The organism is Microseira wollei NIES-4236 (assembly GCF_020521235.1).
Classification (GTDB): domain Bacteria; phylum Cyanobacteriota; class Cyanobacteriia; order Cyanobacteriales; family Aerosakkonemataceae; genus Microseira; species Microseira wollei.
This window is the reverse complement of record NZ_BLAY01000034.1, coordinates 1-14,787: the sequence shown is the minus strand read 5'-3', so window position 1 is coordinate 14,787 and position 14,787 is coordinate 1. Positions and strand designations below refer to the sequence as shown.

The following is a 14,787-nucleotide window of genomic DNA, read 5'->3' as shown; positions in this document are numbered from 1 at the left end:
AAACTGTGTTGGCATTTGGATAATTGCGATGCCAGCATCAGCACCGCAAGTCAGCTTTTCGGATGAATCCCTTTTAATTTAAATTCAATTGCTGCCTTATTTTCGCCAATAATTCATTCAAATCCACAGGTTTTTTGAGATAATCGTTTACCCCGAGTTGGTAAGCACGTTCGATCATTTCCTCATCGGCATAAAAACTCATAAAAAATACAGGAATCTTGCCGATTTTCAAATCTTTGCGTAAATTTTCTAGAACTCCATATCCGTCAAGCACGGGCATCTTAATATCGCAAACAATTAAATCTGGTTTTTGTTCTTTAGCTAAAACTAGACCAATAAATCCATTCTCTGCCGTCAAAACATTAAATCCTTCATATTTCAGGAAACTTTCTATCAGTAACCGCAAATATTCATCATCTTCTATCAATAAAATTTTTTTCAAGGCTCTATCCTGGTCAGTGACTCACGCAAATCGATTATACTCCTGGTATAAAATAGGGCGATCTATTTATAATCAGAGCTAAAGATGTTGGTCAATTGCGGTTCTGAAATTTTCATAGGTAGCCACACCCAATAATTTTTCTCTAAGTATACCATTTTGAAAAATCAGAACGGCAGGAATGATGTAGACGTTTAATTTTTGAGGCGCGATCTTGTTTTTGTTGATGTCGATCTTGACAATTGTGGCACGGTCTTCGTAGGCTTGGGCTAGTTGAGCCATAATGGGAGCGAGCTGGCGGCATGAGTCAGACCGAGGAGTCATTAAATAAGTTATAACAAATCTTTCACGGGTTAAAATTGCATCGAGTTCGCTATCTTGAATTTCCCAGACTTCGCTCATTTGCGTTCCTCACAAGAATTGGTGTTTCGACAGTTGTTGCAGTTGTTACTAAAAGACTGTTAAACCCAAGAGTTGTTACACCATCGCTGGATGGTCTTGTGGCGAGCGCGATTTCCTCAACCCGTAAGAGTCAAAATTTTCCTTCATAACACAAATAAATTGTGTTGTTTAATACATCGCGCTCGCCAGCAGATTGACTGGTTTACCCTATATATTCAAGACACTCAATCTTGACAAGAATGACTGCTGAAGACTTCCAAAACCTGACAACTTGGGAAAGGCTAGAACGAGGACGAAAACTCAAAGCTGCGAAGGGTGGCTATGCGGGTTATGGTTCGCCAGCTTTCGGTCAAACCTCTGTCAATGGCGAACTGGTGGAAAACCCAGTCGAGATGCAGGTAATCGAGCTAATTCGCCGTCACCACAAGTCTGGTAAGTCGCTGCAACAGATAGCCGACTGGCTGAATCAGCAAGGGTATTGCACCAAGCGGGGTCAGCAGTGGAAACGGATCTCCGTCAAGCGGGTTCTAGACCGACTGTATGGCAAAACACCCAAGGTATCTAGCGCGACTCAAACCCCTAAAACTACGGGTACGGGGAGCGATCCGTCAGCGCCTTGAAACTAGTGATCTCGATCGCACCGCCAAGTTTGAGTGCAGCAGATAATGTCGTAACACCTGGGAATCGGTCAGTTGCAAAATTCATCTCCATAACCTTAAAGTAAATCAAAGCATTAAATAGTAAGGGTTCTAGTTTGCGTATTTGTAACATCCCTCATTATAAGTACCGATCGTTTTAGTGTCTATTGGCGATCGCTATATAAATCAGTTATGCAATTCGATAACCCGCTGATTTTTGCCCCTGCTGTAGAGGCGGCAATTGACCGTCAGCTGCGGATCGTGACACCAGACACCCCGCTGGTGAATGCGATCGCTTTGATGAACCAAACGCGGCTACTTGGTGTCGCTCAACCTAGGGGGGAAGCATCCGACACCCTGACTTCCGGTGCAAAGCTCTCCAGCTACGTATTGGTAATGCAGAATACAGAATTATTAGGAATTTTTACAGAACGGGATATCGTGCGGCTGACAGCAGCAGGCGTAAACTTTGAAGGGGTGCAAATAGGATCGGTGATGACGCAAGCGCCTATCGTTTTACGTCAAGCTGATTTTCAGGATATTTCCGCCGCGTTATTTTTATTTCGGCGGTATCGGATTCGCCATTTGCCGATTGTCAACGACAAAGGCGAACCGATCGGGGTCGTTTCACCGGAAAGTATTCGGCGGGTATTGCGACCGGCAAATTTCCTCAAACGACGCCGCGTATCTGAATTAATGTCAACTGAAGCGATTCATGCCCCTGTAACGGCTTCGGTACTGAGTTTAGCCCAATTAATGGCAAGCCATCACATCAGTTGCGTAGTGATTACACAAGAAGATGAGGCAGGAAATATTCTACCCGTTGGCCTTGTCACCGAACGAGATATCGTGCAATTGCAATCATTACAGATTGATTTCGCGCTTACCCAAGCTCAGACTGTCATGAGTACGCCGCTATTTTTGCTCAGTCCTGAAGATTCTTTATACAAAGCCTATCAAGAAATGCAACAGCGTAACGTGCGACGGTTAGTTGTATCTTGGAATTGGGGTCAAGGATTGGGAATCATCACCGAAACAGATCTGCTGCGCGTGTTTGACCCTGTAGAAATGTACGGGACGATCGAAATATTACAGCGCACGATTGAGCAACTAAAGCGAGAACAATCCGAACTTTCCCAAGCGCTTGTAACTGGCGATATTACCCACTGCAACCAATGCACGAACGCCAATCATGAGTTGAACGATCTTTTATCTACCATCCAAGTTTGCATAGAAAGTCTGGCTCAACAACCCGATTTATCACCAGATTTGAGGCAAACTAAACTCAATTCTGCCTTAGTTGATATTGAACGGATACGTCATCTCGTGGAAGCACTTCGCCAAAGTTAATTTTCGCTAAATGTACGGTGCGTTAGCTTTCTTCGTAACGCAGCAACTTATATAGTGTCCAATAGTGTAACTGCTAATAGCTAATCGCTAATGGCTAAATAAAAAAGAAACAGTCAATAATTACTGAGCAGCTCTTTTGGCAATTGAAAAGCTCGCAATTAGCAAGCTTGCAATTAGCTATCCATACACTACCGATCTCTCGCGGACATGATATTAGGCAGCCAGATCTGGTCGAGATGGTGCCGTACTCCGCTGATAACGCACCCTACTAATTACTTAGGTCGAGATGGTGCCTTACTACTAACTCAAGTTGCTAGTTACAGCGGCTTGCAGCCGCGTGAGGTACAGCGTTTTCGCTTGGTTTGTGTAGCGGCACCCTTAAGGGTGCCGCTACACAAACCAAGGTGTACCTCATCCGAATGAAATCCGCTATATATCATGTCCGCTTGCTTCGGTAGCGTTAAGCTTAGGGTGAGCAGGTGGGAGGGAAAAAACAGTGTTTCCCACAATTAACTATATACAACTGATGCAACCGGACATGATATTATCTCAAACTTGGAGCTAATGGCTAATGGCTAATGGCTATTGTTAGGAAAAATGCTGTATTAGCAATTAGCAATTAGCCATTAGCAATTAGCAAGTTTATAACTAGCAACTTGCGTTACTAATTAAGATAACTGCCAAATTTTGATCGTTTTATCAGCACTACCGCTGGCTAAAATTTTCCCATCGGCGCTCAGCGCTACGGAGTTAACTGCTGCCGAATGTGCGGTGAGAGTGCCGCGCAATTTACCAGTATCCAGATGCCAAACTTTGATGGTTTTATCGGCACTACCGCTGACCAAAGTTTTGCCATCGGCACTAATTGCCAGGGAGTAAACTGCTTGTGAATGTCCTTCTAAATTGCCAAGTAATTCACCAGTGCCGAGATGCCAAAGTTTGATTGTTTTGTCTGCACCGCCACTGACTAAAGTTTGTTCATCCGGACTAATTGCAACTGCATAAACCTCCCCTGAATGTCCGCTAAGAGTGCGGCGTGGTTCCCCTGATTGGGGATGCCAAATTCTAATTTTACCGTCACTCTGACCGCTGGCAATAATTTGACCGTCTTTGCTCATTGCAGCGCAATTCACCGCACAGGAATGCCATAGGGTACAAAGTCGTTCTCCTGTTTGCAAGTTCCAAAGTTTTATCTTATTACTGCCGCTGAAAACAACTTGTCCTTTGGCATCAATCGCAACAAATTTGACTGGATTATTATGCCCAAAAATGAGCGGCAGCAGTTTACCAGTCCGCAGATTCCATACTTTAACATTACTTCCAGGAGAGTCAGAACTGCCGCTGGCGATAAATTGCCCGTCTGGACTAATAGCAACTGAGGCAATTTTTTCTGTGTTTCCAGTCAGGGTGCGGATGGGTTCTCCCGTTTGCAGATCCCACACTTTAATTGTTTTGTCCAAACAGCTACTGACTAGAATATTTCCATCGGCGCTGATGGCAACTGATGCAACTTTTCCAGTCTGTTCTGATAGGTTATAAATTGGGGAAATATGTTCCAGACTGTACTTGCGTTTTAAATCGGCAATACCACGCAACAACTCCTGCACTTTACCAACGCTTTCATCATCCTCAATTGCGACAAAATATTCTTTCAGCTTCTCGACATATTCATAATCTTCTATCTTCAAAGCTGACTTCATTGCCTCTAAACTATCGCTTCCTTCTACCTGTGTAACTTGGTGCAGTTGCACCCACGAATTTACCGAATATTCGAATTGCTCTTTACTCCAAGATTTATCGGGTAAATGCATCAGACTTTCAGCTAATTGCAAAGCCAATTCTGGCACCCAGTAACGTCTTTCTTCTGCTAAAGCCTGGTACACTTGTCTATAGCCAGAAACAATGGCTTGTATTAGTTGCAAGTCAGTAACATCTTGCATCAAATTGGGTAACAATTTTGGCAGTAAGGGAGGCACGTCATGATGAACGAGATGGTAAGTATCTGTCACCCAACCCGCTACCAAACAGTGACAGTTGATTAAAAACTGCCATAATTTGGCAAAATCTTCCCGCTTAACTTTGTATGGTAGCGATAATTGACTCGCGTCAATTCCATGCGCTTTCCATTTTTCTTGTTTCTCTAAAATTTCTAAATTAATTGCATTATTTCCTCCCAGCTTGTTTACTTCATCAATTGGTTCTCCCAAGGCTAAAAGTTTGTCCCTAATCTCTTTCCACGCTAAAGCACGCTCCTTTGCCGACTCGTAAACTATTTCTTTGTAAGGCATTCTGGCAATGGTTTTGTAATAGTAATTATCTTGGTTTAACCCCCAGTATGCCATGCGTAAAATCAGATAATTTCCATCAATTTCTGATTCTAAAATTAATGTCGGTTCTGATTTTAGCATTCCGAACAAAGCTTTAATGCTAGCTTCACCGTGAAACTGCTTGTTTTCCCAAGCTCCTGCTAAAAACTCTGTAGGTCTAACTTGATTGTGCAGAGAATAATGATGATTCAAAAATTCTCGCATTCCTTCAGCTAACCCCATTTCAATCTCTATATTTTCCGGCATTTCATTGCCAAATTGATCTAGCTGTAATTGGGGCGGTTTGAGAAAAATTCTCAGGGGTATCAGTCCGCTATTAGGGTGAGACTCTAGAATTTGAGAAGGGTATAATCTTAAAGGCCAGTTATCGATTATTTTGTGAATTTCCGGGGATTTAAGCGTTGTTTCCCGTTGATAGGCGGCTAATTTTAATTGCGTCTCCCGGTGGTAGTCAGCTAATTGCTGCTGTAGCGCTTTTTCCTGTTCAAAGCTACTCGGTGAATTTTTTGTTTCAATCATACCCTTGACGTTCTGAAGAAACTCTTGAATGTCCCCAGCTTTTAAGGTTTTAAATTTACCGAGAGCTTCTTCATCTTGCTTTTGCAGCAAGACAGCAATCAGAGGTGCAAATTCTATCACCCATTGGACGATTAATTTTAGCCCTTGCTCCATCAGTACACTTTTGGTCAGCATCAGCATATATAGCGCTCCCAATTATCCTTCATCCCCTCTCTTAAAACAAGAGGGACGCAACACTCCATTCCCACTACACCTAAAACCCTATCGTGGATTGGGTATGGTGGGAAAAGATTAGGGGGTTAGATTTAATGTTGATTGATGTCTAACTAATTACACAGCGATTTCAAAGAGATCGCTAGGTCTTCTGCAATGCACCTGATTTTATCTATCTTAGTATAAACACAGATAATCATGTCTATCCGGATATTCTTCAACAGCGGATTGTTAGGTTAAATTTCGGTTAATTAAAGGTTAATTAAAGGTTATTTTTTATACCGTTGTTGCGGAGTTAGTGGACTCAGATCTTGCACGATTATCAACAAGCCTTGAAACCCTTGTTTCTTGACGAAAAATCTAGGCTGTATAGTTGAGCTATTTGCCAGAAACTAAGGTGTTAGCCCTGGTGCAAGATGTGAGTGGAGAAAGCCATGGAAAGTCCTGGGTGTATAGAAGAAATTAAAAGTATTTTTTTCAAAGAATAAATGGGGGAGCGAGTGCAAGACAGGCACAACCCAACTCATCTTCTTTCTACCAATAAACCGGATATCTGACCCAGCTTAACCTAAATTTAATTAAAAGTTAACCTATTCTTTAATTTTGGAAATATGAAATTAATTAAAATTAATAGTGAATATCAACTCTAATCATCTGGTTTGGACTAACCTGCGGTTAAAGATATCGTTCTGTTGCTTGTTTAGCCAGTTGCTTGTTTACCGCTTGGTATGTAATTCAGCATCTGGGATATGCAACAACGTTGGTGCAACAACGTTGCGAATGGGGAAGCGGTGAGCGCAGCTAGTTCTAGTATATCTTTAGGAGGGACTTATGATAGAAGATTCTCCTACCGCGACGGCCTCTAAAACTATTTTAGAGGCGATCTTGCACGCGCAGGTGCGGGAGTTTTATTACGGTGATTCCCTGGCGTTACGTAATGTTGACCTGCTGATTTACAAAAACCAGATTACAGCTTTTATTGGGCCTTCTGGCTGCGGCAAAAGTACCCTACTGCGGTGTTTTAATCGTCTGAACGATCTGATTCCAGGGACTCGCTTAGAAGGGCAAATCCTGTTTAATGGTTGCAATATTTATCACCCGCAAGAGGATGCGATCGCTATTCGCCGCCGCATTGGCATGGTGTTCCAAAAGCCGAATCCCTTTCCCAAGTCTATTTACGACAACATTGCCTTTGGTCTTCGGGTTAACGACTACAAAGGTAACATCGATGAGATGGTAGAGCAGTCATTGCGTCAGGCGTTTCTTTGGGATGAAGTCAAAGATAAGCTCAAAGATAGCGGTTTGGATCTATCAGGTGGGCAACAGCAGCGGTTGTGCATTGCGCGAGCCATTGCCTTGCAACCGGAAATCATTCTGATGGATGAACCATGTTCTGCTCTCGACCCGCTTTCGACCTTGCAAATTGAAGACTTGATGCGGGAACTCAAGCACTTTTGTACGATTGCGATCGTCACCCACAACATGCAGCAAGCTTCGCGACTTGCCGACATGACAGCATTCTTCAACCTGGAAATGAAAGAAGGAAGCCGTACAGGCGAACTGGTGGAATACGACCGCACCTGTGTGATTTTTGAAAGTCCGACCCAAGAGGTCACCGAGCAATATGTGAAGGGTTGTTTTGGTTAAGCTATTCAGACCGCAAGAAGTTGAATAATGATGAAATAAATTAGCAAGCTCAGCACATCCTGAATGATGGTGGCGACTGGCCCCGATCCAAAAGCTGGGTCTTTGCCAGCACGGAAGAGCAGCCAGGGAAAAAGCAGACCAACGGTGGTAGCAATTCCCCCAGCAGTCAGAATGGCTAGCGCCACCGCACTAGCCAGCTTGAGATTGCCAAAAGCTGCCAATACCAAAGGAAAACTCAGGCCACCAAGAGCAAGTCCGATCAGCAATCCCGTCCATATTTCCCCGGTTAGCAATTTCTGCAAGGAGGAGTGGTTAAAAGATAAGCCCCGCACCACAATTGCTTCTGTTTGCGTGCCGATGGCATCTGCCAGGTAGACAATTCCGGGTACGAAAAAGGAAACAAAGACGCGGGTTGCGAGAACTTGTTCAAAGCGCGAGACGACGAATGTAGCCAAGATGCTGCCGACGAGTCCAACCAGCAGCCACGGCAGGCGATCGCCTGCCCTCCGAGTTGGGGCAGCCTCTAGGGCGTGGTGCGCGTGAGTATTCTCTCGCTGAATACCTGCCAGCCGATCCAGATCCTCGATATGTTCCCTTCTTACTCCCATCCCGCTAGAAAATTATGTACTTCTTCTTTTCTCTTCCTTCGTGTTCTTCGCGTCTTCGCGGTTCATTCAGTACAAATTCTTCCGGCGGGAAGGGAGTAAGATGCCAATTAAAGCCTGTGCTGGGACAACTCCCAACAGGCGTCCTTGCATATCGACCACGGGGACATCAGTCAAACCGTATTGTACTGCCAACCCCGCCACCCGTTCTTGATCCTCCTGGGGATTAACCATTGGGGGTTGAGCAGTCATCACCTCGCCTAAGGTCTTGTCTCTTGGCGCTCTCAGCAAGTCGAGCAAGCGAATTAAACCCCATAGATGCCCTTGGCTGTCCAGAACGTAAACCGCTTCGATAGAATCGAAGGCATTGCCCGGAAGGCTGGCGAGGGTCGAGCCCACGCTATCTTCGGCGAAGGCAAAGGGAACTCGCGGCACTAGGTACTGAGCAGCTGTTTCAGAAATTGAAGCTTTAGAGGCTGACATCGGCTCATCTCCTCCTTTGTATTGTTTCTACTAATGGCTAATGGCTAATGGCTCAATCGTGATATTACGAATATCTCTGGGAATTAGTAATTAGCAACCCCCAAGTTTATAACTAGCAACTTGAGAATTGTTTCAATATAATTATGTATCCTTTTTGCTCCCAAATTCCAGCCTAATTTACACATAAATATTAATATAAATTATTCAGGATTTAAATATTTTTAGTTCAAGGGTGATAGAATAAAAGTGCATGGAGCCGAGAGGTAAAAACCTATGGCACCTAAAATTGTCCCCGAACTTGAAGATTTAGTCGAAGGTCTTGGCGTTCCTGGTATTGCAGCGATCGTGCTTCTGCCTGTCATTATTCCAGTGGCGGCAGGGATGGGTAAGCCGATAGCCAAGACAATGATCAAAGGTGGAATTGTCCTTTATGAAAAGGGCAAGGGAGTGCTGGCAGAAGTTGGCGAAAACTTTGAGGATGTCCTAGCCGAAGCTAAGGCCGAACTTGCTGCGGAAAAGGTGAAGGAACTCGAAGCGAGTGTAACTCATCCGGAGGTTGGTTAGCTTAGCGACCAACAACAAGGGCGAAGGAAGCTGATGGCAAAGCTAGCAAAATTTTTTTGGGGATGGGTTACGATAACCATCCCTTTTTGAAACCAAAGTCGATTTTCCTGGCGGCACTTCATATCGTTTCCGGTTGCATTGGAATTACAGCTGTAGGGCCACGGCAACCGAGGAACTTGGCGCTGGCGACAAAGCTTACTGACGTTCCCTACTAATGATTCCGATGTAACCGGACATGATATCACTATTTCAAGGACTGAAAAATCAATCCCTGCAAAAGAGGAACTTTATCTGTTTCTTCCCAAGGAACAAGCGGAATATCGATGCGACCCATATGACCGTAAACTGCTAGTTTTCTGTAGAATCCACCTTTGACGATCGCAGGTAGGAATCTAAGATTAAACTGCTTGATGATTCCGGCGAGGCGGAAATCAAAATACTGCTGTAAAATTCCGGTAATTTCCTCATCGGGGATTTTGCCCGTGCCAAAGGTTTCTACCTGAATACTAACAGGTCTGGAAAATCCGATGGAGTAGCTCAACTGCACTTCGCATTCATCGGCAAGACCAGCTGCTACGATATTTTTGGCAGCATAGCGGGCGGCGTATGCTCCTACTCGGTCGATGCGGGTCGGGTCTTTGCCGCTGAGGGCGGCACCGCTGTGGCGCGCATATTCTCCGTAGGTGTCGATGGCATTTTTCCTCCCCGTCAGTCCAGAATGCACCGCCGGACCGCCGATGGCAAAGGGATCGTCAAAATTGATGAAAATTCTGGTTTTTTCATCTGGTTTAATTGCTAGATTTTGAAAGACAAAATCGATCGCGGTTTCCCGAATTTCCTTCTGGAGTTGCTGGAAATCGGGTGCATCGGATGCTGAGAGTTTATCCAGACTTGCCAGAATGGTGATGCTGTGAATTCTATTGGGTTTGCGATCGCAATACTCCACCCCGACCTGTGTCTTGCCATCCGGGGCAAGGTATGGCACTATTTTCTCCAACCGCACGGCAGTCAACCGCTTTGCTAACTGGTGTGCTAACCAAATCGGTAGGGGCATCAAGGCGGGGGTTTGATTGCAGGCAAATCCAAACACCGTCACCTGATCCTGCACGGGAATTTGTTCGATCTCTGCTTCTGATAGTTGTTTTTCATCTAAATAGCGCTGCTTGTTAGGCGGCAATTCTTTTAAACTTGTGATGATGCTGCAAGTTTTGGCATTAAAATCAGGTTCCTCATAACCTGCTTGTTTAATCGCTTGTCGGGCGATTTTAGTGAAATCGACGATCGCATCGGATTCAAACCTCGCCGATATAAAGACGATACCCGTAGATACGGCACATTCTGCGATCGCTCTGGCAAAGGGGTCTCGCCGCAAGAATTGATCGATAATCCCATCGCTGATTTGGTCGCATAGTTTATCCGGGTGTCCTTCGGTGACGGACTCGGATGTGAACATGAAGTCTTTTTTCATAATTGCTAATTGCTAATTGCTAATTGCTAATTGGTAATTGCTGGTTGGTAATTGGCTGATTTTCACTGACTTCTGATATCATGTCCGGCAAATAACCCTTAATTAAAACTCAGAGCGTCCCCGCGTCTTTGCATCTTTGCGTCAGTCCTAACTATGGGGACATGATATGACTACTAGCCATTTGTTCTGCTGACGCTAATTCCTTTGTTGCTTCATTGAGTAACAAAGGCAGCACGGCGCTTGTACCGATGACAGCAGTATCAACTATATTGATCGGGGCGATTTGCAATAGACCCCTCAAACCCGGTACAACTGCGGCTAAAATTTGCAGGGCGAAAGAACCGCCGAGGGCAAGGGTTAAATATTGATTGGGGGGCAGTTTTTTGCCGCTATAAATACTGTGTGTTTTAGACCGACAGTAGAGGGCGTGCAACAGTTGCGCCGAGGTTAAACTCATAAAACCGATCGTACTTGCTTGGGGGCCGATCCCGTATTTGCTCAGGGCGTAACCGTAAGCTGCCAAGGAACTAGCAGAAATAGTCGCCGATTCTAATAAAATTCCCTTAAAATCCGATGCTTTTATAATAGGTTCATCGGGATTTCTGGGTGGTTGACTCAATACATCTGGTTCTGGTTGTTCCAGGGCGAGGGCAAGACCGGGGAAAATATCGGTAACTAGATTCAACCACAACAATTGCACCGCATTTAAAGGTTGACCTATTCCACCTGCGGTAGCGGTAAGCATGACGATAATTTCGCTCATGTTGGTGGAAAGGAGGAAATGAACGGATTTGCGAATGTTGTTGTAGATGGTGCGCCCTTGACTGACAGCGATGATGGTGGTTTCTAACTTATCGTCTTGCAAGACAACATCTGCGACTTCTCTGGCGACATCGGTTCCCGTATGTCCCATTGCAACGCCAACATCAGCTGCTTTTAAAGCGGGGGCGTCGTTGATGCCATCTCCCGTCATGGCGACTACTTTGCCCGCACTTTGCAAAGATTGGACGATTTGTAGTTTATTGGCGGGACTGATGCGAGCGAAAATATGGATGCGATCGCACAATGCTTTCATCACTTCTGGGTCGAGTTTGCCCAACTGGGTAGAATCGATAATTTCCAGAGGTTCGCCCTGACTCAGATTCAATTCTTTCCCGATGGCGTAGGCGGTAGGACTTTGGTCGCCGGTAATCATCACCGTCTCGATTCCCGCTTGATGGAAGTCGCCTATCAACGCTTTGACGCCGCTGCGGATGGGGTCTGCCATACCGATAAGTCCCAACCAAATCAAGTTTTCCGGAGGGGAGGAAGAGGAGGCGGGGACGGGGGGAATGGGGGACGCGGGGAGATTTTCGCCATTCTCGAAATGAGCATAAGCGACCCCCAGCACTCGCAGTGCCTTACCTGCCATGCGATCGTTTTCGGTCTCGATCGCCAGTCTATCTGCTTCTGCGAGGGGAACAATTTCCCCATCTTTAATCTGCCAGCTGCACATATCCAGCACTTCTGTGGGACTTCCCTTAACCGCAAGCAACTGGTGGTGCTGGTTCAAATGCAGCGTGGTCATGTAATTTTGGGTTTCGGATCGGTGCTTGATGTCCACCAGCGGATATTTTTCTCTCAGGTTTTTGACATTGACCCCCGCACCGATTGCCAGATGGATTAAGGCATTTTCCGTAGCAGATCCGCGAACGACATATTCGCCATTTTGCTGTCCGTTGACTTCGCTTTCATTGCAGAGAACCGATACGTGAATTAGTTTTAAAAGTTCATCGCAAGCATAGGGGTCGATCTTCTCTTCCAACTCTTGTGGGGTAGGCGTCTCGCCTGCCCTTAACTGTAGATTTGGGATAGGTCTAATAGAATTCTCTTCCAACTCTGGTGGGGTAGGCGTCTCACCTGCGCTTAACTGTAGATTTGGGATAGGTCTAATAGAATTCTCTTCAAAATCTTGTGGGGTAGGCGTCTCGCCTGCCCTTAACTGTAGATTTGGGATAGGTCTAATAGAATTCTCTTCAAAATCTTGTGGGGTAGGCGTCTCGCCTGCCCTTAACTTTGTAGGGAGCAATCTAATAAATTGACCCTCAGAAACCTTGATGCATTGATTATTCGTGCATACTTCTACCACCGACATTTTGTTTGCCGTCAGCGTTCCGGTTTTATCCATGCAAATAACCTGAACCGAACCCAAAGTTTCTACGGCATCGAGGCGGCGGATGAGGACGTTGTGCTGCCGCATCTTGGCAATACCCAGGGCGAGGGTGGTGGTAGCAACTGCTGGTAGTCCTTCGGGAACTGCTGCAACTGCCAGGGATATGGATGTTTTGAGCATTTCCAGGAAACCATATCCGCGCCAAAGTCCGATCGCAAAGACAACGCCGCAGACTGCCCCGCATATTAAAACGAGTTGATTTCCAGCTTGGTCGAGTTGTTTTTGCATTGGGGTTTCGGGTATTTCCGCTTCGCCTACGAGGGTTTGGATCTTGCCCATTTCGGTATATTTTCCCGTGGCGACGACAACGGCATAACCTTGTCCCCCGGTGACTAATGTTCCCATGTAAACCATGTTCGCGCGATCGCCCAAAGGAACATCTTCGCTGACGAGGGTTTCAATTGTTTTATTCACCGGCATACTTTCACCCGTCAGCGCAGATTCATCCACGCTCAAACGATTTGCTTCGATTAATCTGGCATCTGCGGCGACATAACTGCCCGGTTTGAGTACTAAAATATCCCCCGGAACAACTTCAGCAGCGCTAATTTCTATTTGAGTCCCATCTCGGATTGCCAATGCTGATGGTTTAACCAGACTTTTCAGCGAATGAATTATCTTTTCTGATTTGCTTTCTGTGGCGTAACCGATGATGGCATTAATAACAACCACGCCCATAATCACCACTGCATCTGCAACTCCTCCCGTGACAACCGAACAAGCTGCCGCGACGGTTAAAAGACCGACTGGAAGGGATTTAAACTGGTCGATAAAAATACTTAATCCCGAGCGCGGAACCGATTCGGATAAAACATTCTCCCCGTATTGCTTGAGCTTTTCTCTCGCAGATTTGCTCGACAATCCCGCTGTTTTTGATGTTTTAAAATCAGCAATGATAGAGTCTGCCGATTTTAGATGCCAGGGTGCAATTTTTTGCCCTTGAGCCGCAGCGAGCGGGTTTTCCACATAAACCATAATCTGGCTTAAATTGCTTCTGTCTTTAGGTAGATTTTTGACCCGTTCTTGGGTTGAGACAACAGGGAGGTCTGTTCCTACTATATATTTCCGGGTGCGGTCAATGGTAGTTAGTGCAAGTTGCGCCTCTGCTCCTAGTTTCATCCTACCAACTTCTTGCGACCACAGCCTATATTCCCCGCCTTGTTTTCTGTAGTCTAATACAAGGCGTTCGATCTGGGTGGCGATATGGTAAAAGCTGCGATTTGGAGCGAAAAAGACGAGAATATTGCCAGTTAAGGGGTTGGCACGAACTTGCACGATGCCAAAGTCCTTAGCCAGGTTGAATTCTAAGTGTTGTTTGAGAGATTCCGAATGGTAAAGTCCGTTGACTTTAAACCTAGCCCTTCCCTTGACAGCGGTGTGGATTGGCTGAACCAAAGGGTGGTTGTTTTTATGGGAAGTTTCTGTGCGATGGCTCATTTTTCTAATTGCACCCTGTCCGTCGCTCTCTTAACAATTCCGCATTTTAAGATACACAAAGAATGTGAGTAATTTGTGAGGTTTTTGTCAAGAAATGTTACAAAAAGATTATAGATCGGGGTGAGCGCTCGCTAAGAAGCAAAGTACGTGCCAAAAATTACTAATAACTCAAGTTGCTAGTTATCTCATGAATAGAAGCTAATGGCGTTCCCAGGCGACCGCCTGGGTCACGAGGCTAATGGCGAAATCAGTAAAAATCCTATATTAGCAATTAGCAATTAGCAATTAGCAACGTCGAAGTTTATAAGTAGCAACTTGCGTTAATAATTAAGCTGCCAAATTGGCAACCAGCCTTAGATTTTCTGAGATAGATTTTTGAGAACGGCTTACTTGCCAGATCAATCTAGAGAGAGCGAGTGTATGCACGCGATCAATCACAGCAGAAAGCAGCGAGGTAAGTCGGTTTTTTTTACTAGCTAAGGA

The 14,787-nt window shown here is 45.3% G+C and carries 11 protein-coding genes; 4 read left to right on the top strand and 7 right to left on the bottom strand.

The window, feature by feature from the left end; genetic code table 11:
- Positions 1–73: 73 nt before the first annotated feature.
- Both MiSe_RS13080 and MiSe_RS13075 read right to left on the bottom strand, forming a co-directional pair.
- Positions 74–442: a response regulator gene (locus tag MiSe_RS13080; protein ID WP_226579859.1), complete on the bottom strand. Its 369-nt coding sequence runs from the start codon at positions 440–442 to the stop codon at positions 74–76.
- A gap of 78 nt (positions 443–520) precedes the next feature.
- On the bottom strand, positions 521–841 hold the full coding sequence (locus MiSe_RS13075) for a thioredoxin family protein (protein WP_226579856.1): 321 nt from the start codon (positions 839–841) through the stop codon (positions 521–523).
- 239 nt (positions 842–1,080) lie between these two features.
- Between MiSe_RS13075 and MiSe_RS13070 the strand changes: the two genes are divergently transcribed.
- Both MiSe_RS13070 and MiSe_RS13065 read left to right on the top strand, forming a co-directional pair.
- Entirely contained in the window at positions 1,081–1,461 is a 381-nt protein-coding gene (locus MiSe_RS13070) for a recombinase family protein (RefSeq protein WP_226579853.1), read from the top strand.
- A gap of 210 nt (positions 1,462–1,671) precedes the next feature.
- On the top strand, positions 1,672–2,829 hold the full coding sequence (locus MiSe_RS13065; protein WP_226579850.1) for a CBS domain-containing protein: 1,158 nt from the start codon (positions 1,672–1,674) through the stop codon (positions 2,827–2,829).
- Between the two features lie 668 nt (positions 2,830–3,497).
- Here MiSe_RS13065 and MiSe_RS13060 read toward each other — a convergent pair.
- A complete protein-coding gene (locus MiSe_RS13060; protein ID WP_226579847.1) occupies positions 3,498–5,855 on the bottom strand; it encodes a WD40 repeat domain-containing protein in 2,358 nt (785 codons plus the stop codon).
- An 864-nt stretch (positions 5,856–6,719) separates the two neighbouring features.
- Here MiSe_RS13060 and pstB point away from each other — a divergent pair.
- On the top strand, positions 6,720–7,535 hold the full coding sequence (gene pstB / locus MiSe_RS13055; RefSeq protein WP_226579844.1) for a phosphate ABC transporter ATP-binding protein PstB: 816 nt from the start codon (positions 6,720–6,722) through the stop codon (positions 7,533–7,535).
- A gap of 5 nt (positions 7,536–7,540) precedes the next feature.
- On the opposite strand, the gene MiSe_RS13050 is transcribed toward pstB, so the two are convergent.
- Together MiSe_RS13050 and MiSe_RS13045 are read right to left on the bottom strand one after the other, a co-directional pair.
- Positions 7,541–8,143: a magnesium transporter gene (locus tag MiSe_RS13050; protein WP_226579840.1), complete on the bottom strand. Its 603-nt coding sequence runs from the start codon at positions 8,141–8,143 to the stop codon at positions 7,541–7,543.
- A 66-nt stretch (positions 8,144–8,209) separates the two neighbouring features.
- Positions 8,210–8,623 (bottom strand): CBS domain-containing protein, encoded by a 414-nt coding sequence (locus MiSe_RS13045; RefSeq protein ID WP_226579837.1) that lies wholly within the window; start codon positions 8,621–8,623, stop codon positions 8,210–8,212.
- Positions 8,624–8,896: 273 nt separating this feature from the next.
- Between MiSe_RS13045 and MiSe_RS13040 the strand changes: the two genes are divergently transcribed.
- On the top strand, positions 8,897–9,187 hold the full coding sequence (locus MiSe_RS13040) for a DUF5132 domain-containing protein (protein WP_226579834.1): 291 nt from the start codon (positions 8,897–8,899) through the stop codon (positions 9,185–9,187).
- Positions 9,188–9,431: 244 nt separating this feature from the next.
- Here the strand turns inward: MiSe_RS13040 and metK are convergent, their stop codons facing one another.
- Both metK and MiSe_RS13030 read right to left on the bottom strand, forming a co-directional pair.
- A complete protein-coding gene (metK, locus tag MiSe_RS13035) occupies positions 9,432–10,655 on the bottom strand; it encodes a methionine adenosyltransferase (protein ID WP_226579831.1) in 1,224 nt (407 codons plus the stop codon).
- Positions 10,656–10,806: 151 nt separating this feature from the next.
- A complete protein-coding gene (locus MiSe_RS13030) occupies positions 10,807–13,842 on the bottom strand; it encodes a cation-translocating P-type ATPase (protein ID WP_444980493.1) in 3,036 nt (1,011 codons plus the stop codon).
- Between the last annotated feature and the right edge of the window lie 945 nt (positions 13,843–14,787).

Coding starts and splice junctions, on each gene's coding strand:
- MiSe_RS13075 (WP_226579856.1), bottom strand. CDS start 841: ATGAGCGAAGTCTGGGAAATTCAAGATAGCGAACTCGATGCAATTTTA.
- MiSe_RS13070 (WP_226579853.1), top strand. CDS start 1,081: ATGACTGCTGAAGACTTCCAAAACCTGACAACTTGGGAAAGGCTAGAA.
- MiSe_RS13065 (WP_226579850.1), top strand. CDS start 1,672: ATGCAATTCGATAACCCGCTGATTTTTGCCCCTGCTGTAGAGGCGGCA.
- MiSe_RS13060 (WP_226579847.1), bottom strand. CDS start 5,855: ATGCTGATGCTGACCAAAAGTGTACTGATGGAGCAAGGGCTAAAATTA.
- pstB (WP_226579844.1), top strand. CDS start 6,720: ATGATAGAAGATTCTCCTACCGCGACGGCCTCTAAAACTATTTTAGAG.
- MiSe_RS13050 (WP_226579840.1), bottom strand. CDS start 8,143: ATGGGAGTAAGAAGGGAACATATCGAGGATCTGGATCGGCTGGCAGGT.
- MiSe_RS13045 (WP_226579837.1), bottom strand. CDS start 8,623: ATGTCAGCCTCTAAAGCTTCAATTTCTGAAACAGCTGCTCAGTACCTA.
- MiSe_RS13040 (WP_226579834.1), top strand. CDS start 8,897: ATGGCACCTAAAATTGTCCCCGAACTTGAAGATTTAGTCGAAGGTCTT.
- metK (WP_226579831.1), bottom strand. CDS start 10,655: ATGAAAAAAGACTTCATGTTCACATCCGAGTCCGTCACCGAAGGACAC.
- MiSe_RS13030 (WP_444980493.1), bottom strand. CDS start 13,842: ATGGTTTATGTGGAAAACCCGCTCGCTGCGGCTCAAGGGCAAAAAATT.